This window comes from Pseudoalteromonas piscicida (assembly GCF_002744175.1).
GTDB lineage: Bacteria > Pseudomonadota > Gammaproteobacteria > Enterobacterales > Alteromonadaceae > Pseudoalteromonas > Pseudoalteromonas piscicida_B.
This window is the reverse complement of sequence record NZ_NKHF01000104.1, coordinates 21898-46385: the sequence shown is the minus strand read 5'-3', so window position 1 is coordinate 46385 and position 24488 is coordinate 21898. Positions and strand designations below refer to the sequence as shown.

General features: G+C 43.0%; 22 protein-coding genes and 1 tRNA gene. 18 read left to right on the top strand and 5 right to left on the bottom strand.

Annotated elements, in window-relative coordinates:
- From ftsY to CEX98_RS21255, 7 genes are all read left to right on the top strand, one after another.
- Positions 1 to 1062, top strand: a 1062-nt coding sequence (gene ftsY, locus CEX98_RS21285) for a signal recognition particle-docking protein FtsY (RefSeq protein ID WP_099643994.1), incomplete at its 5' end; no start/stop codon positions are given.
- A gap of 114 nt (positions 1063 to 1176) precedes the next feature.
- On the top strand, positions 1177 to 1854 hold the full coding sequence (ftsE, locus tag CEX98_RS21280; RefSeq protein WP_099643993.1) for a cell division ATP-binding protein FtsE: 678 nt from the start codon (positions 1177 to 1179) through the stop codon (positions 1852 to 1854).
- Positions 1851 to 2837, top strand: coding sequence for a permease-like cell division protein FtsX (gene ftsX, locus CEX98_RS21275; RefSeq protein WP_099643992.1), 987 nt, complete (start codon positions 1851 to 1853; stop codon positions 2835 to 2837). Before ftsE ends, ftsX begins: the two co-directional genes overlap by 4 nt.
- 288 nt (positions 2838 to 3125) lie before the next feature.
- Positions 3126 to 3983, top strand: a complete 858-nt coding sequence (rpoH, locus tag CEX98_RS21270) for an RNA polymerase sigma factor RpoH (RefSeq protein ID WP_099643991.1) — start codon at positions 3126 to 3128, stop codon at positions 3981 to 3983.
- A 194-nt stretch (positions 3984 to 4177) separates the two neighbouring features.
- On the top strand, positions 4178 to 4891 hold the full coding sequence (locus CEX98_RS21265; protein WP_172439825.1) for a 1-acylglycerol-3-phosphate O-acyltransferase: 714 nt from the start codon (positions 4178 to 4180) through the stop codon (positions 4889 to 4891).
- A complete protein-coding gene (gene rraB / locus CEX98_RS21260) occupies positions 4891 to 5226 on the top strand; it encodes a ribonuclease E inhibitor RraB (RefSeq protein WP_099643990.1) in 336 nt (111 codons plus the stop codon). The genes CEX98_RS21265 and rraB overlap by 1 nt, the downstream gene beginning before the upstream one ends.
- 186 nt (positions 5227 to 5412) lie before the next feature.
- On the top strand, positions 5413 to 6687 hold the full coding sequence (locus CEX98_RS21255) for an HD-GYP domain-containing protein (protein ID WP_099643989.1): 1275 nt from the start codon (positions 5413 to 5415) through the stop codon (positions 6685 to 6687).
- Between the two features lie 70 nt (positions 6688 to 6757).
- On the opposite strand, the gene CEX98_RS21250 is transcribed toward CEX98_RS21255, so the two are convergent.
- A complete protein-coding gene (locus CEX98_RS21250) occupies positions 6758 to 7075 on the bottom strand; it encodes a hypothetical protein (protein ID WP_099643988.1) in 318 nt (105 codons plus the stop codon).
- A 468-nt stretch (positions 7076 to 7543) separates the two neighbouring features.
- Between CEX98_RS21250 and CEX98_RS21245 the strand changes: the two genes are divergently transcribed.
- Positions 7544 to 8803: an outer membrane protein transport protein gene (locus tag CEX98_RS21245; protein ID WP_099643987.1), complete on the top strand. Its 1260-nt coding sequence runs from the start codon at positions 7544 to 7546 to the stop codon at positions 8801 to 8803.
- Between the two features lie 53 nt (positions 8804 to 8856).
- On the opposite strand, the gene mutS is transcribed toward CEX98_RS21245, so the two are convergent.
- Positions 8857 to 11448 (bottom strand): DNA mismatch repair protein MutS, encoded by a 2592-nt coding sequence (gene mutS / locus CEX98_RS21240; protein ID WP_099643986.1) that lies wholly within the window; start codon positions 11446 to 11448, stop codon positions 8857 to 8859.
- Between the two features lie 24 nt (positions 11449 to 11472).
- On the opposite strand from mutS, the gene CEX98_RS21235 reads away from it, so the two are divergent.
- From CEX98_RS21235 to CEX98_RS21220, 4 genes are all read left to right on the top strand, one after another.
- Positions 11473 to 11964: a CinA family protein gene (locus CEX98_RS21235; protein ID WP_099643985.1), complete on the top strand. Its 492-nt coding sequence runs from the start codon at positions 11473 to 11475 to the stop codon at positions 11962 to 11964.
- 66 nt (positions 11965 to 12030) lie between these two features.
- Positions 12031 to 13083 carry a recombinase RecA gene (gene recA / locus CEX98_RS21230; protein ID WP_099643984.1) on the top strand — a complete coding sequence of 351 codons (1053 nt, stop codon included), beginning with the start codon at positions 12031 to 12033 and terminating at the stop codon, positions 13081 to 13083.
- Between the two features lie 340 nt (positions 13084 to 13423).
- A complete protein-coding gene (locus CEX98_RS21225; RefSeq protein WP_099643983.1) occupies positions 13424 to 14740 on the top strand; it encodes an adenylosuccinate synthase in 1317 nt (438 codons plus the stop codon).
- A gap of 232 nt (positions 14741 to 14972) precedes the next feature.
- Positions 14973 to 15611 carry a tetratricopeptide repeat protein gene (locus CEX98_RS21220; RefSeq protein ID WP_099643982.1) on the top strand — a complete coding sequence of 213 codons (639 nt, stop codon included), beginning with the start codon at positions 14973 to 14975 and terminating at the stop codon, positions 15609 to 15611.
- Positions 15612 to 16216: 605 nt separating this feature from the next.
- Here CEX98_RS21220 and CEX98_RS21215 read toward each other — a convergent pair.
- Positions 16217 to 18088, bottom strand: a complete 1872-nt coding sequence (locus tag CEX98_RS21215; RefSeq protein ID WP_099643981.1) for a cation:proton antiporter — start codon at positions 18086 to 18088, stop codon at positions 16217 to 16219.
- 563 nt (positions 18089 to 18651) lie between these two features.
- Between CEX98_RS21215 and proB the strand changes: the two genes are divergently transcribed.
- Positions 18652 to 19758: a glutamate 5-kinase gene (gene proB / locus CEX98_RS21210; protein ID WP_425334956.1), complete on the top strand. Its 1107-nt coding sequence runs from the start codon at positions 18652 to 18654 to the stop codon at positions 19756 to 19758.
- Positions 19759 to 19761: 3 nt separating this feature from the next.
- Complete coding sequence (locus CEX98_RS21205) at positions 19762 to 21009, top strand: glutamate-5-semialdehyde dehydrogenase (RefSeq protein WP_099643979.1); 1248 nt, start codon at positions 19762 to 19764, stop codon at positions 21007 to 21009.
- A 134-nt stretch (positions 21010 to 21143) separates the two neighbouring features.
- Here the strand turns inward: CEX98_RS21205 and CEX98_RS21200 are convergent.
- Positions 21144 to 21219 (bottom strand) — tRNA-Ala (locus CEX98_RS21200).
- Positions 21220 to 21334: 115 nt separating this feature from the next.
- On the opposite strand from CEX98_RS21200, the gene CEX98_RS21195 reads away from it, so the two are divergent.
- Positions 21335 to 21745 (top strand): hypothetical protein, encoded by a 411-nt coding sequence (locus tag CEX98_RS21195; RefSeq protein WP_242441780.1) that lies wholly within the window; start codon positions 21335 to 21337, stop codon positions 21743 to 21745.
- Positions 21742 to 22251: a prolyl-tRNA synthetase associated domain-containing protein gene (locus tag CEX98_RS21190; RefSeq protein WP_099643995.1), complete on the top strand. Its 510-nt coding sequence runs from the start codon at positions 21742 to 21744 to the stop codon at positions 22249 to 22251. The genes CEX98_RS21195 and CEX98_RS21190 overlap by 4 nt, the downstream gene beginning before the upstream one ends.
- Here CEX98_RS21190 and CEX98_RS21185 read toward each other — a convergent pair.
- Positions 22213 to 23346 (bottom strand): MFS transporter, encoded by a 1134-nt coding sequence (locus CEX98_RS21185; protein ID WP_099643978.1) that lies wholly within the window; start codon positions 23344 to 23346, stop codon positions 22213 to 22215. The two genes, CEX98_RS21190 and CEX98_RS21185, sit on opposite strands and share 39 nt — an antisense overlap.
- A 188-nt stretch (positions 23347 to 23534) precedes the next feature.
- On the opposite strand from CEX98_RS21185, the gene CEX98_RS21180 reads away from it, so the two are divergent.
- On the top strand, positions 23535 to 24071 hold the full coding sequence (locus tag CEX98_RS21180; RefSeq protein ID WP_099643977.1) for a DUF2058 domain-containing protein: 537 nt from the start codon (positions 23535 to 23537) through the stop codon (positions 24069 to 24071).
- A 72-nt stretch (positions 24072 to 24143) separates the two neighbouring features.
- Positions 24144 to 24467, top strand: a complete 324-nt coding sequence (locus CEX98_RS21175; RefSeq protein WP_099643976.1) for a c-type cytochrome — start codon at positions 24144 to 24146, stop codon at positions 24465 to 24467.
- Positions 24468 to 24488: the final 21 nt, after the last annotated feature.

The window sequence follows — 24488 nt, the reverse complement described above, 5'->3', positions numbered from 1 at the left end:
GAAGCGGAACGCCAAGCGCAGTTAGCCAAAGAACAAGCGGAACGTGAAGAAGCGGAACGTGAAGAAGCGGAACGTGAAGAAGCGGAACGTGAAGAAGCGGAGCGCCAAGCACAATTAGCAAAAGAAGAACCCAAACCTAAAAAAGAGGGGTTATTTTCTCGCCTTAAAAAAGGCCTGCTAAAAACGAAAGCTAATATAGGTTCAGGGTTTGCTTCTATATTTAAAGGTAAGAAAATCGATGATGAGTTATTTGAAGATTTAGAAACTCAGTTACTCACCGCTGATATTGGTGTTGAAACCACCATGAAGCTCATCGATAACCTGACCGATGCCGCTGACCGAAAGCAGTTAAAAGATGGCGAAGCACTCTATGATTTAATGAAAAAGGAAATGTCGGAGATTTTAAAAACGGCAGAGCAACCCCTTGCTATCCCGACCGATAAAAAACCTTTCGTTATTTTAATGGTCGGTGTAAATGGCGTGGGTAAAACTACGACTATCGGTAAGCTTGCAAAGCAGTTTCAAAGTGAAGGTAAGTCAGTCATGCTTGCGGCAGGCGATACTTTCCGAGCGGCAGCCGTTGAACAATTGCAGGTTTGGGGCGAAAGAAATAGCATTCCGGTTGTTGCACAACATACCGGTGCTGACTCAGCCTCAGTGGTGTTTGATGCGTTTCAAGCTGCTAAAGCAAGAAATATTGACGTATTAATAGCAGATACAGCGGGTCGATTACAGAATAAAGACAACTTGATGCAAGAGCTTGAAAAAATAGCTCGAGTAATGAAAAAACTTGATCCGGATGCGCCGCATGAAGTGATGTTAACAATTGATGCTGGTACTGGTCAGAATGCCATTAGTCAGGTAAAACTGTTTAATCAGGCTGTTGGGTTAACAGGGATCGCGTTGACTAAGCTTGACGGCACTGCGAAAGGTGGGGTGATCTTCTCTGTTGCAGATCAATTTAAAGTTCCCATTAGGTATATCGGTGTAGGTGAAGGTATTGATGACTTACGTACCTTCAAAAGCGATGACTTTATCGAGGCGCTGTTCAGTCAAGAGTAAATAGAGACATCAGTTGCAACAAGGCGGGCAAATTTGCCCGCTTTGTCGATTGCCGAATTGCTACAATCGCCAAGGACTGAGTGCCAATGGCAAGAATAAGTATAAGAGGCCAGCATGATTAAATTTGAGCAAGTGAGCAAAACTTACCCCGGTGGACACAAAGCACTGGAAAAGGTGAGTTTTGAACTAGGTAATGGAGAGCTTGCATTCTTAACCGGCCACAGTGGCGCAGGTAAAAGTACGTTATTAAAATTAGTCAGCGTGATGGAAAGGCCATCAGCAGGCCGTGTTTATATTAATGGTGTTGACTTAAACACCGTATCTAACAGACAAGTTCCTTTCGTGCGTCGCGATATTGGTATTATCTTCCAAAACCACCGTTTATTAGAGCGCTATAGTGTGTTCGATAATGTCGCTTTGCCGCTGGTGATTGAAGGTACTCACCATAAACAAATCACTAAACGGGTTCACGCTGCGCTAGATAAGGTTGGTTTACTTGATAAAGTAAAATGTCATCCCAGTGTTTTGTCTGGCGGTGAGCAGCAGCGGGTCGGTATAGCGAGAGCCATTGTAAATTCACCACCTTTATTGCTTGCGGATGAGCCTACAGGAAACTTAGATCCAGAGCTGTCGATGGAAATTCTTAGTTTATTTGAGGAATTTAATCAACACGGCACTTCAGTCCTTATTGCTACTCATGATCTTGGGTTAATTGCTCGGATGAAATACCGCAGTTTTACCCTTAACCAAGGTCGTATGTTGCAAGATCCGCTAGCGGAGGGCACATTATGAGTTTGCTGTTTAAAGGGCGTGGTAGTCAGACTGAGCAAGGTAAAAAGTCAATTTTCCACCATTTTTACTTTTTTTGCCTGATGATTATTCGTCAAGGTATACAAAGCCTTGGTGAAATGTGGCGAACCCCGATGGCCTCTTTAATGACTATTTTAGTACTGGGGTTGAGCTTGACGTTACCAGCAACACTTTATGTTGTGGTCAAAAACGTGCAGCAGGTTAGTAGCGGCTTTAAGGAAGCGTCGGAGATTTCACTGTTTGTGAAAGACGAGATGTCAGAAGCGCAAACGCAAACCTTGGTGAAACGACTGGCATTGTATCCAGAAATTGAAAAAGTGGTCTTGATCAATAAAGCCCAAGCTTTGAATGAATTTAAAACGATGTCAGGGTTTGGCGAGGCGCTGAATTACTTAGAGGAAAATCCTTTACCTAATGTGGTACTGGTTACTCCTGTTAGCCGTTATCGAAAGCCACAAGCAGCATCAGAGTTGCTTACTAAGTTAGAAAAAGAGCGCGAAGTTGAGTTTGGTAAACTTGATATTGAATGGCTTGAGCGATTAAACGCATTACTTGGCTTATTAAAAGAGAGTGTGATCACAGTCGGATTTTTATTGCTAAGTGCAGTTATTTTAATTATCGGAAATACGATACGCCTATCGATCATGGATAAAAAAGAAGAAATTCAGGTGCTAAAATTAGTTGGCGCAACAAATACCTTTATTCAGGCCCCGTTTCTATGGACTGGTGTATGGTACGGTATTGTTGGTGGGCTCGTTGCCTTTATCTGTGTAGTACTCATGCTTTGGTGGCTAGAATCTGCGGTCTCCACTGTGGTTGGGGTATATCAAAGTAGTTTTGTGCTTCAAGGGTTGACAGGTAATGAACTGCTCGTGCTGCTCGGTACTGCCATCGCATTAGGTTTTGTGGGATCTTTTCTTTCCGTTCATCGCTATATTAAAGAGATTGAACCCGAGAAAGTATAGCAAATGCCATTAGACTGCTAATCTTTAGCAGTCTAATGCGACTTATCATCGTGTTTTAGCACACAAAGTTGTCGAACGAATCAAATTTAGCACTGTCATAAAAAAATAACATCGTAAAATAGCACGCACCATTTAATTATTTTTATATATAAATCAATTGATTATGCGTTTTTCTTTGAGGCGTTATAAAAAGGTTGATTTTAAAAATTAGATAAAGTAGATTGCATTTAGCACTCTAGATGTTAGAGTGCTAAATATACACGAAACGGTTTATCACTGAGGTGAAAAATGACGAAAGATTTATACGCACTAGCACTAACAGGTCAGCAAAGCGCAAGCGTTGAGGGTTACCTTCAATCGGTTAGCACAATACCTATGTTGGGTGCCGAGGAAGAGAAACAACTTGCGACACGCCTTCAGGAAGAAGGGGATCTTAACGCAGCTAAGCAACTTATCATGTCTCACTTGAGATTCGTTGCACACATTGCGAAAAGTTATTCTGGCTATGGCCTACCTCAAGCGGACTTAATTCAAGAAGGTAATATTGGATTAATGAAAGCTGTAAAGCGTTTTGACCCAAGTGTGGGTGTGCGCCTAGTCTCTTTTGCAGTACATTGGATTAAAGCTGAAATTCATGAATACGTATTGAAAAACTGGCGTATCGTTAAAGTTGCAACGACAAAAGCGCAACGTAAATTATTTTTCAACCTGCGCAAAAACAAAAAGCGTCTAGGTTGGTTTAACCAAGATGAGGTGACTACGGTCGCTAATGAACTTGGTGTAAGTGAGAAAGAAGTTCGTGAGATGGAATCGCGTATGGCTGGTCAAGATATGGGTTTTGACCTATCAGCCGATGAAGACGAAGGGCAAACAAGCAACTTTTCTCCAGTACAATATTTAACAGACACCAGCAGCGACCTTGCAGAAGAAGTTGAGCAAGAGCAGTGGCAAGAGCAATCACATAATCGTCTGTTTGCAGCACTTAAGACCTTAGACGAGCGCTCGCAGGACATTGTAAGTGCACGTTGGCTTGCTGATGACAAGGCGACATTACAAGATCTCGCTGAAAAGTATAACGTTTCAGCTGAGCGTGTACGTCAGCTAGAAAAATCAGCAATGAAAAAATTGCAAAGTGCAATGAGCTAAATTTTTGCAAAAATGATAAATCGTGTTTTAAATGCCGCTACGCTAGCGGCATTTTTATTTTCCCCTCAGATCAATACCTTAACTAGAGCAACCTTGATAGCCTGTGGCATTCTTTAAACTATCATTATTTTGAGCTTACAAGTGTTCGCTAATTTTACTATAATGCGCCAGATTTTAGTTCTGGAGTGGTTAAATTGATTGCCATCATACGAATTCTCTTTTTAACAATATTTATTATTGTAAGTGGTATTTTGGGCTTGTTGTTGTGTATTGTGCGCCCTTTTCACGCCAATAATGTACATACTATTGCCAAGTGGTATGGCTATATGTCTAAATTGATTGGCGTGGAGCTCGTTATTACTCGCCATGAAAAGGCCAAAGATGTGGTTCCGGCAATGTATATTGCTAACCACCAAAATAATTATGATTTATTCACCCTACCAGCCGTAGTGCCAAAAAATACGGTGAGTATGGGTAAGAAAAGTTTAAAGTGGATCCCTTTCTTTGGTCAGATGTATTGGCTCTCAGGTAATATCCTCATCGATAGAGCAAATCGCTCAAAAGCACTGGGTACACTTACTAAATCTGCAAAAAAGATCACAGAATCAAAATTATCTGTTTGGATGTTTCCTGAAGGCACACGTAGCTATGGTCGTGGGCTACTGCCGTTTAAAACGGGAGCCTTTCATACCGCGATGAGCGCAAATGTGCCCATTGTTCCTGTATGTATGAGCTCTACCCATGAACAGATAAAACTGAACCGCTGGAACAACGGTAAAGTGTATATTGATATGTTGGAACCGATAAATTTAGATCCAGAAGTTCCAGCAAGGGATCACGCAGTTCAGATCCATGCTAAAATGGCACAAAGAATAGCTGAACTAGATGCAAAAGCGAGAGTACAATAATGGAAAACTGGCGTGAAATAAGTGAAGACATCGTTTCTTCATTACTTGAAGATGGTTCAAACCCTGAGACGCTATATGAAGTAGAGCACCACTTTGTGTGTGAAGACTTTGACAAGTTAGAAGCAGCAGCACTTGCCGCATTTAAATTGGGTTACGATGTTGAAGAGCCAGCTGAGCTTGAGCTTGAAGATGGTGGCAAGATTTGGGGCTTTGATGTGGTTGTTGAAGCTGAACTTGATACAGATGTTATTATGGAAGATGTAGAAAAGTTAGAAAAGGTCGCAATGGACGCTGGTGTTGAATACGATGGCTGGGGAACTTACTTCCAAGAATAGCACCCTTTCCAGAGCCCTGTTCGCGGGGCTTTCCCCCTCGTTATGTCGTTTAAAAGCTGCTCACATTCATTTTCCGATTGCTTGCAATATTCAATACAATAGTGTGAATTTAATCTGAATAGATGGTGTTTTATCTCATTCAATGGTATTAATATCCATTGGCTAAACTTGTAGTGTAAACGATTCATGCAGATTGTTCTCCCTATTGAAGACCTTAAACCAGGTATGTTTGTGGATAGTGTTCATAAGCACAAATCTGACGCGGGTGTTAAGATCAAATCTCGGGGTATGGTTAGAGATGAATCGATCATTCAAAAGCTCGTAGACAAAGGTGTACTTGAGCTAACCATTGACTTTACACAAAGTGATATTCCGGTTCCGCAAAAATACCAACAGCCAGAAAAGCCTCAAACCGAAGCTAAGGTTGAAACAACTGAAACCGAGCCAAAACAGGGGAGCGAAGGCAGTTTATCTACTACGCGTAGTAAGCCTAAAAGCAAACCTAAAACACAAACGAAAGAACAAACACTGCAACAAGAGTTTGCAGTTGCGATGCAAAAGTTCGAGAACAACAATCGTAAAATCCAAAGCTTATATGGTGATGTAACATCCGGCCTCAAAGTGGATATGACGTTAATTAATGAAGTGAGTAAGGACATTGTCGCTTCAGTGCTGCGTAACACCAATGCAATGGCTATTTTAACCCGAATTAAAGACAAAGATGGTTACAACTGGCGTCATATGACTAACTGCGCCATTTTGATCACCGTATTTGGAAAGCACTTAGGACTACAGCACCATATTATTGAACAACTAGCCATGGGGGCGATGTTACATGATATTGGTCATGCCAAATTACCTCAGGGCTTGATTAATAAGCCCGGCAGTTTTACGGAGCTTGAGTACCGAGCAGTAAAAAAGCATGTAGCGCAATCATTGGGGTTGAGTAAGGGGGAATCAGGGATTACGCCGATCATGTTGGATATGATCATCAATCATCACGAGCGACTTGATGGTACGGGTTACCCAAGAGGGATCAAAGGTGACGCACTTAGTACTGCTGCAAGAATGATGGCCATTGTCGATGTATATGATGCCATTACAGCAGATCAATACCACAAAGAGGCTGATGAACCCATTAATGCCCTGCGATTTTTACTATCGAGTAAGAAACAATTCGATCCTATCTTGGTCCAGCGGTTTATCAAATGCATAGGGGTTCACCCTGTTGGTACGATAGTTAAACTGACTAATGAAAGGTTAGGGTTAGTACTTGAGGGGAACAAGCATGCTCCTACAGCACCATTGGTTCGAGTATTTTATAACACCAAACATCTACATCATGTTACAGCAAAAGACTTAGATTTAAGTGAGTCAGAAATAAAAGTAATCGCGAGCGTGAGACCATTGGATTACCAAATTAATCTCTCTCGTTTGCTACGAGATCAGTTGCTTATTTAACCTCTTGGTTATTGCAAGCAAATTTAACACGGTAGTGGCGGAGTACTCTGACTAAGCATAAGTTTTTGATTCAAGATTTAGACTGAGCAACAGGAGAGAAAGCATTTTTACAACGCCGCTTGAGGTTCTGCCATTTCGCTGAAAGCAGCGCGCCTGTCATGCAGCTAGCCATCATCAATATCCACAGCAAAGTCCCATTTTCAGCGTGCAGCGCTGAACAATTTAACAATAGCGAAAGCAGTGCTGCGGCTATCGCACTCAACCAATACTGGTTCACTGGGTTGTCACATTCACCTGCATGACGACAGGCGCAATAGTTTGCTTTACATAGACAGTAAACACTAATACCGCAAAATACTAATGCCAAAAACAGTAATGCTACAGACATGTTGTTCTCCTTGCTACGAGTAGCGCACAGATTTGATTCACACTTAGAGTCATGAGTTTATATAAGAGACTAATATCCGTCAATGATATTGGTAATTATTATCATTTGGGTGGTTAACTCATCCGATGAGCTTATAAAGTGCGTAATTTGTACGTTAAATGTTCACTTAATCAACAAAAAGTCGCAAAAAAGAAGATTTCTAGTCTGCTTTTAGGTAGGGTGTCGGGAATTTATTATTTGACCGATTTTGGAATAAGAAGTTAGTTAACTCATTGAAATGCGTAAGCTCAAAAATGGGAGACTAGGCTAACCAGATATTATTTCGAATTTAGGTTATTTGGCTTATTTATTGGGTGCCGATACCTTCAGTGAACTGATGCTTAGTGCTATCAGAATTAGCATGATATTTGGCCCTAAAAAGTTTTTAATCATTGGCTTATCAGTGGTTAATTCACAGGGGATTAGAGAATGAACAAAGTATTATTAGGTCTTATTGCCTCGGGTGCGATTTTGTCGTCTTCACAGGCTTTGGCTGCTGCTTTCCAATTAGCAGAGCAAAACGTATCTGGTCTTGGCCGCGCATATGCGGGTGAGGCTTCTGCAGCGGATGATGCATCTGTTGTTGCGCGTAACCCAGCGTTGATGGGGCAACTATCAGGTACTCAACTTTCGGTTGCTGCTATGTACGTTCAGCCAGATGTGAGTCTAACAGGTACTAGTACAAACAATGGCGTTCCAGCTGCTGCATTGAATGACAACAGCATCGCGCCTAGCGCCATTGTTCCTGCTATTTATGCAACACACAAATACAATGACAAATGGTCTATTGGTGCAGGTGTATATTCACAGTTCGGCCTATCGACTGAATTTGATAAAGACTATGTTGCCGGTCAAATTGCAGGTGAAACTGAAATCGTTACCGTTAACGCAGGTATTTCCGCTTCATACCAAGTTGATGAGCAGTGGAGTGTTGCATTGGGTATTAACCATGTTTATGCCGATGCAAAAATTATCCGCAATTTGGGTGTGAACAACCTAGGTCAACCAGCTAGCCTTGAAGCAGTGCATCTTGAAGGTGATGACACAGGCTTTGGTTGGAATGTGGGTGTAGCTTATCAAATCGATGAAGACAATCGCCTTGGCTTCCATTATCGCAGCGAAACAGACATCACTTTTGATGGTCACTTCCGCAGCGCTTTACCAGTAACTATGGGCGGAACCAGCAATGTATCAGTTCCTGGCTATGTAGATGTTACTTTACCTGCGATTGCTGAGATTTCTGGTTCGCATAAATTAAATGCAGCAACTTCTGTGCACTATAGCGTATTGTGGACGGGCTGGAGTAGCTTTGATGAGCTTGAGGCGATCATCGGTACTTCAAAGTCAGCATTCACGAAAGAAGAAAACTTCTCGAACTCACTACGTTTTGCGTTTGGTGCAGATTATCAGCTAAATGACTATGTTAAGTTACGTGCTGGTATGGCCTATGACGAGTCTCCTGCGGATGAAAAGCTTCTGTCAATTTCAATCCCAGATACCGATCGTACTTGGTACTCTTTTGGTGCTGAATACACTTTACCAAATCAAGCAACTGTTGATTTTGGGATCAGCTTACTAAGAGGTAAGACACAAAACTTTATCGAGACCGACAAAGCTCAAAGCGAATGGGGCTTCCGTTCAAAAGGTCACGCGATGATCTTTGGTCTACAGTATAACCACACGTTTTAATCTCAAAATAATTTGAGATAAAAAAAGCGGCTGAACAGCCGCTTTTTTGCTATTTATAGCAGAGACTTTAGTTGATAAAGCAAGGCGTGTGCCTGCTTAGGAGTTAGGTCATCTGGGTCCATATCAGCTAGCAAAACTTCCACTTCTGAAGGTTCATTGGCAAGCATAAGACTTTGCTGCACAGGGGCTTGAGCTGCGCTTGGCTGATCGCCAACCACGCTTTGGTGCTGCTCTAATAAGGCCAGTTTTTGTTTCGCCATTTTAATAACGGCTTTTGGTACGCCCGCAAGGCTTGCGACTTGCAGACCAAAGCTTTTACTTGCAGCACCTTCCATTACCGTATGTTTAAATGCGATTGTGTCGTTGTGCTCAACAGCGTCAAGGTGCACATTCACCAGACCGGCTTGTTGCTCTGCAAGCTCGGTGAGTTCGAAATAGTGGGTAGCAAATAATGTTTTTGCAGCGATTTTACTGGCGAGATAATCCGCTGTGGCATAGGCCAGAGATAGGCCATCATAGGTGCTGGTCCCACGACCGATTTCATCCATTAATATCAAGGATTGTGCCGTGGCATTGTTTAAAATGGTCGCGGTTTCAGTCATCTCAACCATAAAGGTTGAGCGCCCTGAGGCGAGATCATCACTGGCTCCAATGCGTGTAAAGATGCGGTCGACTAAACCAATCGTTGCTGCGCTTGCCGGTACGTAACTCCCTATGTGTGCCATTAACACAATTAATGCAGTTTGGCGCATATAAGTCGACTTACCGCCCATGTTGGGACCGGTGATAATCAGCATTTTACGCTCATCGTTTAGCTTGACCGGGTTGGCAATAAAGGGCTCTTTACTTACCTGTTCAACCACAGGGTGACGGCCATCCTGCAAATCGATTTCAGTGCCGTCGGTTAGAGTTGGCTTGCAATAGTCAAGTGTCTGGGCACGTTCAGCTAAGGTATTTAATACATCTAAATCAGCAAGTGCAGCTGCCATTACCTGTAACTGCTCAATGTAGGGAGCGATTAGTTCAAACAGTTCTTCATATAAGCGTTTTTCAAGCGCAAGGGCTTTTGATTGGCTACCGAGTACTTTGTCTTCATGCTCTTTTAGCTCTGGAATAATGTAGCGCTCATTATTCTTCAGTGTTTGTCTGCGAATGTACTCTGCTGGCACCAAGTGTGAATTAGCACGGCTGATCTCAATATAAAATCCATGAACTCGGTTATAGCCAATCTTTAGTGTTGAAATACCTGTACGTTCACGCTCACGCTCTTCGAGTTTTTCTAGTACATCGGTTGCCCCTGCACTTAATGCGCGAAGTTCATCAAGCTCTGCATGGTAACCTTCAGCGATAACGCCACCGTCGCGAATAAGCACTGGTGGGTTATCAATGACCGCGCGTTCTAATAGGTCCTGCAGTTTTGGCAATGCAGGCGACTGGCTAACAATGGATTGGATGCGAGGATCTTGTGCATCTTGTAGAATGTCGTGTAGCGGTGGCAGAGCCTGCAGAGCGCTTCTTAGTCTGGTTAAATCTCTTGGACGCGCGGTAAACAGCGCAAGGCGCGCTACGACGCGTTCAATGTCGCCGATTTGCTTCAATGCGTCATAAACTTCCATGCATAGTTGCTGTTCGATAAGATTGGCGATGGCATTAAGACGAGCGTTGAGCTCTTGGCGTTGGCGAACTGGGGTATGGATCCGGCGCTTTAACAGTCGAGAACCCATTGCAGTCGACGACTTATCTAAGATCTGAGCAAGGGTGTTTTCAACGCCACCGGATAAATTGACAGTGAGCTCTAAGTTTTTACGTGTCGCAGCATCTAAGATCACCGCATGCTCATTCTTTTCGAGCGTGATGGCGCGAATATGAGGTAATGCTGTCCGTTGTGTATCTTTGACATACTGCATGACGCAGCCCGCTGCGATAAGTCCCATTTCTGCATTTTCAACACCAAAGCCAACTAAATCGCGAGTTTCAAATTGCTGGCAGAGTAAATGTCTTGCTGTATCTAAATCAAACTCCCAATCTGGGCGGCGGCGACTGCCTTTTATAGACTCAAGTACTAAAAGATTTTGAAATGATTCAGGGTACAATAACTCTGCGGGTTGTAGACGTTGTAAGGTTGAATTCAGCGCCTCATCTGTTTTTAGTTCAACAATATTGAAGCGACCTGAATTTATATCTAGATACGCTACGCCATAACCTAACTGCTTTGGGTGTTGGTAGACCGCGGCTAATAAATTATCTTGACGCTCTTGCAGCAGCGCTTCGTCTGTTACTGTACCAGGGGTAACAATACGGACTACCTTACGTTCAACAGGACCTTTGCTGGTTGCAGGGTCGCCTACTTGCTCACAGATGGCTACGGATTCACCAAGTTGTACTAAGCGTGCTAAATAGTTCTCTACTGCGTGATAGGGAACGCCAGCCATTGGAATTGGGTTGCCGCCTGCCTTACCACGATAGGTTTGAGAAATATCTAGCAGCTGTGCCGCTCTAATCGCATCGTCAAAAAAGAGCTCGTAAAAGTCACCCATACGATAGAACAGCAAAATTTCTTGATGCTGAGCTTTTATTCTCAGGTATTGCTGCATCATTGGGGTTTGTTGGTTTATAGTGTGTTCTGAATATAGATCTGACGACATTGTTGATACCTAAAAGGTTTTCCTATGGAGCACTACAAAGAGATAGCCGAATATGCGGCACAATTGGGCGCTATTCTAACGAATAAAGGCATAACAATCACTACCGCAGAATCATGTACTGGGGGAGGAGTGAGTTACGCGTTAACGGATACCCCTGGAAGTTCTGCTTATATCGATCGCTGTTTTGTGACTTACAGCAACCAAGCCAAACACGAATTATTGGGAGTATCACAGCAGACATTAGAACAATATGGAGCGGTGAGTGAACAAACAGTATTAGAAATGGCACGTGGTGCGCAACGAGTGGCGAATGCCGAAGTTGCGATTGCGGTTTCGGGTATTGCAGGGCCGTCGGGTGGGAGTGTTGAAAAACCTGTAGGTACTGTATGGTTTGCGATTGCAAATACTGTTAGTGTGCACACATTTCATCAAGTTTTTGCTGGAAATAGAGCTGAAGTTAGAGTTCAAGCTATTGAATTTGTTTTAAAAAATGTAATAGAGATAGTAAATTCATAAAATTATACTTGATACTGTAATTTCATACAGTATACTAGGTGTCATTACGCTGAATTGGAGAAGCAAATGAACGATAACAAGCAAAAAGCACTAGACGCAGCACTATCACAAATTGAGCGTCAGTTTGGTAAAGGCTCAATCATGAAGCTAGGTGAGAACAAGGCACTAGATATTGAAGCCATCTCAACTGGTTCATTAGGTCTAGATATTGCGCTTGGTATCGGCGGCTTACCAACAGGTCGTATTGTTGAAATCTATGGTCCTGAATCATCGGGTAAAACAACACTAACGTTACAAGCGATTGCTGAAGCGCAAAAGCTGGGCAAAACATGTGCTTTCGTTGATGCGGAACATGCACTTGACCCTATTTACGCGGAAAAGCTCGGTGTTAATGTTGATGAGCTGCTAGTGTCACAGCCAGACACAGGCGAACAAGCACTTGAAATCTGTGACATGCTAGTACGCTCTGGTGCGGTTGATGTGGTTATTGTTGACTCAGTAGCAGCCCTAACACCAAAAGCGGAAATTGAAGGCGACATGGGTGACTCACACGTTGGTTTGCAAGCTCGTCTAATGTCTCAGGCACTACGTAAACTAACTGCTAATATCAAGCGTTCGAATACACTATGTGTTTTCATCAACCAAATTCGTATGAAGATTGGTGTGATGTTTGGTAACCCAGAAACAACTACAGGTGGTAATGCGCTTAAATTCTACGCTTCAGTGCGTTTAGATATTCGTCGTATCGGTTCTGTAAAAGAAGGTGACGAAGTAGTTGGTAACGAAACGCGTGTTAAGGTTGTGAAAAACAAGGTTGCGCCACCATTTAAACAAGCTGAGTTTATCATCATGTATGGTGAAGGTACTTCTAAGCAAGGTGAGTTGATTGACCTTGGGGTTAAACACAAGCTAGTCGATAAAGCGGGTGCATGGTTTAGCTACAAGGGCAATAAGATTGGTCAAGGTAAAGCTAACTCAATTAAGTTCTTAAAAGAGAATGTAGAGATTGCCAACGAAATTGAAGGCAAACTTAGAGAAATGCTACTGGCACAAGCTACCATCCCTGAAGATGCAGAGGGTAAAGGCCTTGCTGAAGTTGAAGACGATTTAGAGCTATAGCCTATTAGTCCGCAGCCACATTTGCGTATTGGCTGTAGTGACGATAACAAAAAAGCCTGACGTTAAATTGTCGGGCTTTTTGCGTTTTACGAGAAGTTTACTTTTGATAACAAGGAGATAGTTATCGATTAATTCGAATGGATTGCGAATTTTGATATAAAAATTTATTAGTCATCTTTTCTAGTGCCTATTCAGCCGCCTTTTCAATGAGTTATATTTTTTAACGAGATAACGAAATTAATGAATATCGATGAAAGCAGAAAAATTAGGCAAATTGGGATGATCTCGACTATGGTTTTCTGATAAAATCTGCGCCTAATTTTTTCTAAGTGAATTTGCAATGGGTAAAAACGTCGTTGTATTGGGCACCCAGTGGGGTGACGAAGGTAAAGGTAAAGTAGTAGACCTACTTACAGATAAGGCTTCTTTAGTTGTTCGCTATCAAGGTGGACACAACGCAGGCCATACACTAGTAATTAACGGTGAAAAAACGGTATTACACTTGATCCCATCAGGTGTGCTACGTGAAGACGTTAAATGTGTGATTGGTAACGGTGTAGTATTAGCACCAGATGCACTAATGAAAGAAATCCACATGCTTGAGGCGCGTGGCGTTCCAGTTCGTGAGCGTCTGCTTATCAGTGAAGCATGTCCTTTGATTTTGCCTTACCACGTTGCACTAGACCAAGCACGCGAACTTGCCCGTGGCGAGAAAGCAATTGGTACAACAGGTCGTGGTATCGGCCCTGCATACGAAGATAAAGTTGCACGTCGCGGTCTGCGCGTTGGCGATCTTTTCAATCCAGAGCAATTTGCAGCGAAACTAAAAGAAGTACTTGAGTTCCACAACTTTGCGTTGGTTAACTACTACAAAGTAGACCCAGTTGACTTCCAGAAGACATACGATGATGCAATGGAAGTTGCAAAAGTACTTAAGTCTATGATCGTTGATGTAACTGAGCTACTTGATCAAGCGCGTAATGCAGGTGATCACATCTTGTTCGAAGGTGCGCAAGGTACATTGCTTGATATCGACCATGGTACTTACCCATATGTAACCTCTTCAAATACGACTGCAGGTGGCGTTGCTACGGGTGCTGGTTTTGGCCCTCTACACTTAGATTATGTGTTGGGTATCGTTAAAGCGTACACTACCCGTGTAGGCTCAGGTCCTTTCCCAACAGAATTATATGACGGCCTAGATAAGCAAGACCCTGTTGGTAAGCACTTAGGTGAAAAAGGCCACGAATTTGGTGCTACGACTGGTCGTCTGCGTCGTACCGGTTGGTTTGATGCAGTGGCGATGCGCCGTGCCGTTCAAATCAATAGTATTAGCGGCTTCTGTTTAACTAAACTAGACGTACTTGATGGCCTAGAAACAGTAAAAATCTGTACTGGCTATCAGTTAGAAGACGGTACGGTGACGAATGTAACTCCTCTAGCGGCTGAAGGCTATGAAAAAGTAACGCCGATTTATGAATCAATGCCTGGTTGGAGCGAAAACACATTTGGTGCTACTACTGTTGAGCAGCTTCCTGAAGCGGCAATTAACTACATTAAGCGCCTAGAAGAAATCACAGGTGTACCAATTGATATTATTTCAACTGGTCCAGATCGTGTTGAGACAATGATTGTTCGTAACCCATTTACTGAATAATCTCTCAGCGATTTTAGAGACGAAAAAGCTGCTTTTGCAGCTTTTTTTGTGCCAGTCACCCTACAACTTTTTCGTTACCTGCCGATATTAAATAGAGTGCATATGCTTCGGGCATCCAAAGAGTGGTTACACTTTGGCCTGAATAATGCTAATCAATAATGCTGTAGCGCAAGCATGCTGCTTCTGCTGCCTGCTATAGTTAAAAAACTAGCTTTAATTTAATGGGTCTCCAATGAACTACTTACTTCGTTACATTGCTGCACCGCTGTTAGGTGCTTCTCTTGGTCTTGCTATACATGGGAATGCATCGGCTGAAGAGGCGATTGAGGCTGTGCCTTTGTACACTCAGCAAGAGTTGCTCGAACTCATTAATAAAAACCAGCATCTAGCACGAGTTAAGGCGGATGAATGCCAGTTAGTCAAAGATATTGAGGCCCGCGCCGAAATTATGGCACTGCCTTCATACCAGTTTCTCTATGGCGACATGCTTGCTTATGCGGTATGTGTCGACCGTAATGTTGAGTTGGGTCTGCACTATATGAAAAAAGCCGCTGAGCAAGGCTTAGCAGCGGCCCTAGAGCAACTTGGGCGCTATTATGATGTCGGTCAGTTGGTACAAGAAGACAAAGCGATGGCGGTTACCTACTTAAGAGAGGCCGCAGCATTGGGTAATCTAAATGCTCAGTTGCGTCTAGTAGATGTGTTTAATCGCGGTCACGGTAGTCCAAGAGATTATGAAGACGCCTATCGTTGGTTATTTCACTCTGCCGTTGCAGACAAAAAACTGCATAAGCGCATTCAGCTTGCCCTTTCTCAGCTAGCTGAAAAGATGCCCGATAGTGTGGTAAAACGCGCTAGGTTACCGATATAGATAAAGCTTCTGCACTAACCTGAACTCGGGATAACAACTTGTTCTCTAGCAGCTGTTATTCCTTACTACGGCGTTAAATTTGCTTGCAATAGGCCAGCTATTGGCGCACAAATTTGCCTTGTATTAAGCAATAACTTCTGGCTAGAGTGGTATCACGTTTTTGAGTTTAGGTATTTTAGTTGATTAACTAACTTCTTATCCCGAGTTCAGGTTAATGAACTCGGGATAACAACTTGTTCTCTAGCAGCTGTTATTCCTTACTACGGCGTTAAATTTGCTTGCAATAGGCCAGCTATTGACGCGCAAATTTGCCTTGTATTAAGCAATAACTTCTGGCTAGAGTGGTATCACGTTTTTGAGTTTAGGTATTTTAGTTGATTAACTAACTTCTTATCCCGAGTTCAGGTTAACTAGCCAGCGGCGCACTTACAAATATAAAGGGTGAGCCTGTTCATTACTCACATCTAAATCGCAAAATTTTTGTCTAGCTACTAAAGCTATTTCTGCGCTTCAAATAGCTCGTTTACTTAATACATTTGATATAACCAGTATTGAGCTGAGCCGCATAAATTTATACTGCTCAGCTTTTTCAGGGGGAACTCAGATTAAGTGATCTGTTGATTACTCAACTTGGCACCAATTTGCCCCTCTTTACTGGCATTGGGATCTTTCAGCACGGTGAGCTTTGGTGGTTGTAGCGCAATGACTCGATCCCCTTCTTCTGGTAGCTTTTTCATTTGTGAAGTAAAAGGCCGGATCAACACAGGCTCTTCATCTTTGTTCTGCTCAGTAAGCACAAACAGTGGAATCGCCTCGTTATTAACCTCTTGATATTGCTCCCATTTAAACTCATCAGAGATTCGAGTGACACTCACTTTCCCCCCTTTAGCCATCATGCTACTTAGCTTGGCGTAGTTACCTTCTTCACCAAATAAAATCTGGCGTGAAAGGAAGGTTGCGCTGTCTTTATTGGCTTTTGCATGGTTGGTCGACGACTTAAGCGAGTAGACAAATTGATCACCAAGCAAGTGTGAAAAATACTGCACGCCAAGGGCGTTGTGATGGCGATTTGGAGAAAGTGCCAATACCGACTTTAAACTTGTCAGCGGTAGATAACGCTCTGCGTGCTCGGATTGTGGGTTTCCATAGTAGCAAGGTAAGCCGTCCATTCTCGCCATTTTACAGTTTTCCCAAGCGGGATCGGACAGATAAACATCGACATTTTGGTCTTTTAAGCCTTTAGCTATGGCGCGAGCAACGTGGTTTGCACCAATAATGAGTAAGGTATTGGGTTTAGGTTGACGTACACCTAACAGGCGTGCAAATGGTGTGGCTGTTAGGCTTTGCAGTACAACCGTGATAATAATTACCGTAAAAATCAGCGGTACCATTTTGTCCGCATCAGCAATCTGAGATTTAGTCATGCTTAGGGCAAACACTGAGCCTACAGCCGCCGCGACAATCCCTCGCGGGGCTATCCAGCTAAGCAAAATTCGCGACTTAATGGGCAAGTCAGTATTAAACGTCGACAAGAAAATCGACAGGGGACGAGCAACAAACAGTACCACAGCTAAAAAGATAAACACGTCTGTATCTAATAGCATTAAATCTTCGAGTTTGAGTCTAGCAGCCAGCAAAATAAACAAACTAGAAATGAGGATCATTGAAAGATCTTCTTTAAACTCTAAAACCGAATCAATTTCCAAATCATCTTGGTTTGCAAGCCAGATCCCAAAAATCGTCACCGCCAATAAGCCAGACTCATGGCTAAGGTGGTTTGAGAGAGTAAAGCTAAATAACACTAAAGCGAGGATCGCAAATTTGTGTAACTCAAAGGGAAGCCACTCTTTGCGGATTAAAAAACTGGTTAAAAAGCCAGAGACTACTCCAATGCTAATACCTACTCCTAAAGTGGAGATGAGCGCCCAGAGTGTATGACTAAAGATCCCTTCGCCACCAACCAGTGACACCGCCTCAAACACCAAAACAGCAAACAAGGCACCTATCGGGTCAATTACTATTCCTTCCCAACGCAATATTCTGTCGATGTCTTTATCTGGTCGCATCGCGTTCAGCATTGGGGCGATGACGGTAGGTCCTGTAACGACCAATACGGCACCTAAAACGGCAGCCACTTGCCAGTTAAGTTCGAGTACAAAAATGGCGGTAGTAGCAATGATGGCAAATGTAGCTAACATCCCGATAGAACATAAGTTTCTGACTACTTTTCCGATCCCTTTGAGCTCTTTAAAGTGAAGGGTAAGGGCCCCCTCAAAAAGAATTACTGCAACCGAAAGTGAGACCACTGGAAAGAGTAAATCTCCAAGCAAAGCATCAGGATCAAGGGTGCCGCTAAAAGGACCAAGTGCCAAGCCGATCAGTAGTAAAAACAAAATAGCAGGCACCTTAAAGGCCCAAGCAAGCCATTGGGCGATTACAGAGCAAACTGCAATACCGGCAATGTAGATTGCTGACATAGATTCTCCCCGGTTGGATTATTCCAACATTTTTATCAGTATAGCTATCATCCAGTTATAACATAGTGTGAATGAGGGTAAAGTGAATAAATAATTGAAACTAGGGTATTATTAAATTGATTTATGGTGGTCATAAATAATTAACATACATTAGGGTTGCAATCTTACCCGTGCTTACGTTAAGGTAATAAGCGTTCGAGGTGTAAGGCAACTTATACCGTCATTCACAATCTACTCATTACGCAATTATTCATTGCGGTACAGCCTTTCCAGCCGCACCAAACCATGGTGGACCTGTTGGAAACGGCTCGACGTCAAGGTCTAAATACTTGGTGTCACAATCAATCTTCTATTAGTGAAATGTCAGCCAACAAAATTTTTGTTGCGTCTGGGTTTAGCATGTGTGGCGATGTTATGGGACTACTGTCTTCGCCGTCGCACGTCTGTTTGTTTTATCTATTTGCCGACTTTATGGTCGATGCATTGCGCTTTCTGCCGTCTTCTAATAGGGGATCTTTGGGGTACCGTCACGTGAGTGGATGGTTAATTTATAGCAGGAATTTATGTCGATGAAACAGTCAAAACGTGTAGTTATCAAAATCGGAAGTGCGTTAATTGCACCGGAGCAAGATGGGTGTCGATCCCGTTATCTGCTCAGTATTGCGCAATTTATCGTGCGCTGTCGAGCAAGAGGTATCGAAGTTATTTTGGTTTCTTCTGGTTCGGTTGCTGCCGGTTCCCATTTATTTCCGAATGCTGACAAGCCAACGATTGCCGTGAAAAAGGCAATGGCGGCGGCAGGTCAAACTGAAATGATGGCAACATGGGACCGTTTCTTCGATTTCCCATCAGCGCAGATCTTATTGACTCACGGCGACTTGCGTGACAGAGAACGCTATACCAGCATTCGTGAAACAATATTCACTTTACTGGATCACGGAATACTGCCTATTATCAATGAAAACGATACCGTTACAACGGATGATCTTAAGGTTGGTGATAACGATAACTTGTCTGCCATGGTTGCAGGAGCGGCTGATGCCGATGGCCTAATTATTTGTTCCGATGTGAGCGGTTTGTATAACAAGAATCCAAATTTACATGCTGATGCCGAGCTTATCTCTGAAGTGACCGAGATTACGGAAGAGATCTACGATATGGCTGGATGTCCAACCAGTAAAGTAGGTACAGGTGGCATGAAAACTAAAATTGAAGCTGCAGAAAAAGCAACATCACATGGCATTGACACTTATATTGTAAACGGTTTTGAGGAAACGACGTTCGAGCTATTGTTAGCAGGTAAGAACCCAGGCACCGTGTTTACAGCCTACGATAAACCGATGCAAGAAGCGGTACATTGGATGACTCATACTGCATCAGAGCAAGGTGAACTAGTTGTCGAAAGTGATTATGGTGAGAGCGAAGACCAGATTGTTGGGCAGCTAAGTGGTGACGAAATTACCGAAGTTAAAGGTGAATTTTCTGTCGGTGATACTGTGCTTGTGCGCAGCAAAGATGGCAAGCGCTTAGCTAAGGCAACCACGAATTACAGCAGTTGTTTGCTTAACTTTTTAACCGAACAAGAAGAAAGTCCGATCAGCGAAAAAATTCAAGATAGTATCGGACCCGTTATTTCAGAACAAGATATTGCATTATTGGAGAAGTCTTAAGACATGAGTTTAATTACAGATATTTCATCACAAGCAGCAAAAGCTGCGAAGAAGCTTGCACTGTTATCTACAGAGCAAAAGAATGCAGTTCTTGCGGATATGGCAAAAGGCATTCGCGAAAATAGCGATGCAATTATCAAAGCCAATGAAGCAGATCTAGCTGCAGCGCGTGATAACCAGCTGAGCGATGCCATGATAGACAGGTTAACGCTAAACCAAGCGCGCATTGAAAGTATGGCTGAAGGGATCGAAACGATTATTCAGCTAGACGATCCTGTCGGTGCTCGTCGAGACATGGGCGTAAGACCAAATGGCATTAAAATCAGCAAAATGCGAGTGCCACTTGGTGTTGTTTGCATGATTTACGAAGCGCGACCAAATGTGACCGCAGATGCGGGGGCGTTATGTTTTAAATCAGGCAATGGCGTGATTTTACGAGGTGGTAAAGAGGCGCTAGCGAGCTCACTGGAGATTGCCAAGGCGATGCATAAAGCTCTAGAGAAGCATGATCTACCGGCAGCGTTGGTTTCAGTGATTCCAGACCCAGATCGTGGGCTATTAATGGAGCTAATGCAGCAAAAAGATTATATCGATTTGATAATACCGCGTGGTGGTGAAGGGCTGATTAATTTCGTCACAGAAAATAGTACAGTCCCTGTGATCCAGCATTTTAAAGGGGTTTGTCACTTATATATTGATAAGGATGCTGATTTAGACAAAGCACTAGCATTGTTATTGAACGGTAAGACCCAGCGCACAGGTGTATGTAATGCACTTGAGGGACTCGTCGTACATCAAGACATTGCTGCGACATTCTTACCAAAAGCGGCCGCTGCATTGGCTGAAAAAGGCGTGAAAATAAATGCGTGTAAGCAAAGCGCAGAGTATTTTGAAAACGCCGTGATGCTGAACGAAGATGAGTTTGGTGAAGAATACTTAAGTTTAGAAATTGCGATCCGTCAGGTTGCTGACTTTGATGCGGCACTGGCGCACATTGATCGCTTTGGTAGCCACCATACCGAAGTTATTTGTACGGAAAACCAAGCGGCGGCAGAGCTATTCCAACGCGGTGTTGATGCGTCGGTTGTGATGGTTAATGCTTCGTCTCGTTTTAGTGATGGCTCGGCGTTAGGCTTAGGTGCCGAAATTGGTATTGCGACCACAAAATTACATGCCTATGGTCCAATGGGCTTGGAGTCACTCACAACAGAAAAGTTCCTAGTGAACGGTGAAGGTCAAGTCAGAGAATAGCTTGAATTGGCACAATACAGAATGACATAAGTAACTGCAAAGCTCGGGTCGAAAGACTTGGGCTTTTTTCTTTTTTAGTATTAGTTTTTGTAAGAAGTAAGAAGTAAGAAGTAAGAAGTAAGAAGTAAGGAAAGTGGTGGAGCTAAGCAGGATCGAACTGCTGACCTCCTGCGTGCAAGGCAGGCGCTCTCCCAGCTGAGCTATAGCCCCACATTCCGTCTTTTGGACGAAACGAAATTTAATCATTTTTTATTTGCTCGTCAACCCTTGGCAAAAAAATTTCGCTATTTTTTTATAGTCTTTGTTACACTGAAGCGAAAGTATAATGATTAAGTTAGCTATGTTTCAACGTTGCCTATTTTTTATTGTTGCGTTCGCTACCCTTGCAGGGTGCGCCTCTAAGTCTGATGAACCAGTACTCGTAATCGAAAAGCAATCACTTCATAAGCGCCTAGCACCAAACGGTGAACAGGAGTTTGCGTTTATCGTGACGGTAGAGGCAACACCTAGAATGGAACTAGACTCGAGTAAGCCGATGAGTCGACGCGATCTAAAACGTTTCGCTGAGTTTGAGCGTATAGAAGACTCACCAGCGCTGAAGCTAAAACTTGAAGAACAAGCGGTTGCATTATTGAAGCCTGCGCTGACGGAGGCTGATTATTGTGGTTCAGGTCACAAAATTACTGATGTTTATTGGCGTCAACGTAGCGTTCAGCTAAGAGGCAAGTGTTTGTGATTAGAAACAATCCTGCGGTGCTAGCGAAGTGGTTAGCTGAGCTAAATATCAACTACCTCGATTATGATCATCCTCCTTTGCATACTTGCCTTGATGCAGATAAGTTAGCATTAAACCGGCAAGGGACACGCCTCAAAAACCTTTTTCTACGAGACAATTACGGCAAGCGGCATTTTCTATTTATTATTCCCGCTGATAAGCAAGTCGATTTAAAAGCATTATCCAAAGCACAGGGGGTATCTCGTCTAGGCTTTGCGTCCACTGAGAGGTTGGCTAAATACCTAGGTGTTGAGCAAGGTTGTGTTTCTGCGCTTGCGCTTTGTAATGATGTAAATCAGCATGTTGAACTGTGGCTTGATAGTGAGTTGCAATCCGCACAGCTGTGGCAGTGTCATCCATTCGTGAACACCAAAACTTGGGTTTTAACATTAGACGATTTGAACTGCTTTTGGCGGTCGACAGGTCATTCACCTCGTTGGATCCAAAGTGTTTCTCAAACTGAATAATAACCCGAGAGCACATACCGCAAACAGTGATGCAGCAAACCAGAACAAACCTGCATGCTCGTATATCAGTCCTGGCAAATAAGAGCCAAGTACGCCTCCTGAATAGTAAAATGACACATATGCGCCATTTGTGACAGTAGCTGGCGCTTGGCTTATGCTGTTGGCAAGTGGTGCAGCGGTGGAGTGGATCACAAACATGCAGGCACAAAAGAGCGTGAATAAAATGACAAAAAAGCTAATAGAAGCAATAGGTAATAGCGAAATAGTTACTGCGTAGACTAAAAACATCATGGCTAAGAAACGCCACGTAGAATGAAATTTACTTTGCAGCCAAGGCGTGATGATAGAGCCTAACGCCCCCACTAAATAGCCTGTATAGACCCAGCCTACTTTACTCGGATCGGTTAACTTAAAATCATATTTGAGGATAAAAGGTAAAAAGTTAAGCAACCCGGCAAAACAAAAGAACATACAAAATACTGAGCTATAGAGCCGAACCAAGCGCGATTGCTTGAGTGGTGTTAGGTAGTCTCTGATCCTTGTAGCGTGAATTATTGGTGGTTTGTTCTTGCTTGCACGAATACTAAAAGCAAGCACGATCAATAACAAAGCGTTTAAGAAATAAAAGCTTTGCCATTCAAACCACACTGCAAAGTTTGCCGCAAGTGTTCGGCCAAAATAGCCTCCGGCAATGGTACTGCCGATGTACAAACTCATGTTTTTTTTCAACTGAGAGCCACTAAATTGTTGGCCGATATAACCAGTCATGGCAGTGAGTGCAGCAGGGAGTAACAGTCCTTGAACTAGTCGTGTAAGCAACAAGCCCGAGAATGAGGTCATTGAAGCGAAAGCCAAACTACTTAGCGCCAATAGTAGCATTGTCCATTTTAAGATCCGCAAAGGGTTGGACTTTGCGAGTAATAGTCCATAACAGATTGGCGCGATGGCCAGCGGCAGCATGGTGGCTGACATCAGCATACCTGCATCTGACGCAGAGACATTGAACTGCTCTGCAAATTCAGCCAGCAGCGGCTGTGGTGCATACAACACAAAAAAAATAGTAACAGAGCAAAGCAACAAATGAATGACGGGCATTAAGCAAGAAGGCTTTTATTTTTGATAACTTAGCTTAAATTAAAGCAAACTAGTTGACAATTTTTTGCGCTAAATCACGATGCTATAAAATTATTTTGATAGTTTTACAGTGGATTGGCCTATTCCTCTCTGGTCAATCGAAATTGCTGAGTTAAAATAGTGAAAAGTCTATTTTACGGAGTGGCATTATGGGTTCACTGCAAGATCAGTTGCTGAAAGCTGGCCTAACAACTGAGCACAAAGCGAAAGTTGCAAAAACGCAAAAGCGTAAGCAGCAGAAGAAAAAGAAGAAGGGCGCAACGAGCGACCAAACCGACCTTCAGAAGCATATTGAGCAGACCAAGCAAGAGCAGCAAAAGCGTGCTGAAGAGCTGAACAAAGCAAAACTTGAAGCATTAAAAGACAAAGAACAGATCGCTCGTGTCAAACAGATCTTAGAGCATCATAATCAAGATGCGATCCGTGGCGATGTCACCTTTAATTTTACCTATCAAAATAAGGTAAAAGAGTTAGAGGTTAATGCGGAAACACAAAAAGCATTATCGAAGGGGCGTTTAGCGATTTGTGTTTTAGAAGAGCAGTTTTACGTGCTACAAGATGAACCAGCAAGAAAGATTGCAGAGGTAGACGAGAAATATATCGTTTTCCATGTTGAGGACAATCAGCAAGGAGATGAGGATGATCCTTATGCTGACTTTGAAGTCCCAGATGATTTGATGTGGTAGTGATTAGGCTTTAGGTCAAACTTTAGTCTACACTGACCTACAACGTTAACCGTCAATAAAAAGAGTAATGATATGAGCAAGATGAAAAAACTACTAGTAGGGACTACTGTGGCAATTTGCGCACTAGGTTCAGTAAGTTCAATGGCTGCAGATGGTAAAGCGCTATACACTGCAAAGATGTGTCAAACCTGCCATGGTGCAGAAGGTAAAGCACCAATCATGCCTCTGTATCCAAAGCTAAGCGGCCAAAGCAAAGAGTATTTAGCGGCGCAGATGAAAGATATCAAATCAGGTAATCGTAATAACGGTATGTCTGCGGCAATGAAAGCAATGGTTGCCAATGTCACTGATGCAGAAATTGATGCGATTGCAGAATACCTCTCTAAAGTTGAATAACATTAAACTTAGAGATGAAGC

What these genes read in the sequence shown, in the direction of transcription:
- ftsE (WP_099643993.1), top strand. Translation starts at nt 1,177, where the DNA reads ATGATTAAATTTGAGCAAGTGAGCAAAACTTACCCCGGTGGACACAAA.
- ftsX (WP_099643992.1), top strand. Translation starts at nt 1,851, where the DNA reads ATGAGTTTGCTGTTTAAAGGGCGTGGTAGTCAGACTGAGCAAGGTAAA.
- rpoH (WP_099643991.1), top strand. Translation starts at nt 3,126, where the DNA reads ATGACGAAAGATTTATACGCACTAGCACTAACAGGTCAGCAAAGCGCA.
- rraB (WP_099643990.1), top strand. Translation starts at nt 4,891, where the DNA reads ATGGAAAACTGGCGTGAAATAAGTGAAGACATCGTTTCTTCATTACTT.
- CEX98_RS21255 (WP_099643989.1), top strand. Translation starts at nt 5,413, where the DNA reads ATGCAGATTGTTCTCCCTATTGAAGACCTTAAACCAGGTATGTTTGTG.
- CEX98_RS21250 (WP_099643988.1), bottom strand. Translation starts at nt 7,075, where the DNA reads ATGTCTGTAGCATTACTGTTTTTGGCATTAGTATTTTGCGGTATTAGT.
- CEX98_RS21245 (WP_099643987.1), top strand. Translation starts at nt 7,544, where the DNA reads ATGAACAAAGTATTATTAGGTCTTATTGCCTCGGGTGCGATTTTGTCG.
- mutS (WP_099643986.1), bottom strand. Translation starts at nt 11,448, where the DNA reads ATGTCGTCAGATCTATATTCAGAACACACTATAAACCAACAAACCCCA.
- CEX98_RS21235 (WP_099643985.1), top strand. Translation starts at nt 11,473, where the DNA reads ATGGAGCACTACAAAGAGATAGCCGAATATGCGGCACAATTGGGCGCT.
- recA (WP_099643984.1), top strand. Translation starts at nt 12,031, where the DNA reads ATGAACGATAACAAGCAAAAAGCACTAGACGCAGCACTATCACAAATT.
- CEX98_RS21225 (WP_099643983.1), top strand. Translation starts at nt 13,424, where the DNA reads ATGGGTAAAAACGTCGTTGTATTGGGCACCCAGTGGGGTGACGAAGGT.
- CEX98_RS21220 (WP_099643982.1), top strand. Translation starts at nt 14,973, where the DNA reads ATGAACTACTTACTTCGTTACATTGCTGCACCGCTGTTAGGTGCTTCT.
- CEX98_RS21215 (WP_099643981.1), bottom strand. Translation starts at nt 18,088, where the DNA reads ATGTCAGCAATCTACATTGCCGGTATTGCAGTTTGCTCTGTAATCGCC.
- proB (WP_425334956.1), top strand. Translation starts at nt 18,652, where the DNA reads ATGTCGATGAAACAGTCAAAACGTGTAGTTATCAAAATCGGAAGTGCG.
- CEX98_RS21205 (WP_099643979.1), top strand. Translation starts at nt 19,762, where the DNA reads ATGAGTTTAATTACAGATATTTCATCACAAGCAGCAAAAGCTGCGAAG.
- CEX98_RS21195 (WP_242441780.1), top strand. Translation starts at nt 21,335, where the DNA reads ATGATTAAGTTAGCTATGTTTCAACGTTGCCTATTTTTTATTGTTGCG.
- CEX98_RS21185 (WP_099643978.1), bottom strand. Translation starts at nt 23,346, where the DNA reads ATGCCCGTCATTCATTTGTTGCTTTGCTCTGTTACTATTTTTTTTGTG.
- CEX98_RS21180 (WP_099643977.1), top strand. Translation starts at nt 23,535, where the DNA reads ATGGGTTCACTGCAAGATCAGTTGCTGAAAGCTGGCCTAACAACTGAG.
- CEX98_RS21175 (WP_099643976.1), top strand. Translation starts at nt 24,144, where the DNA reads ATGAGCAAGATGAAAAAACTACTAGTAGGGACTACTGTGGCAATTTGC.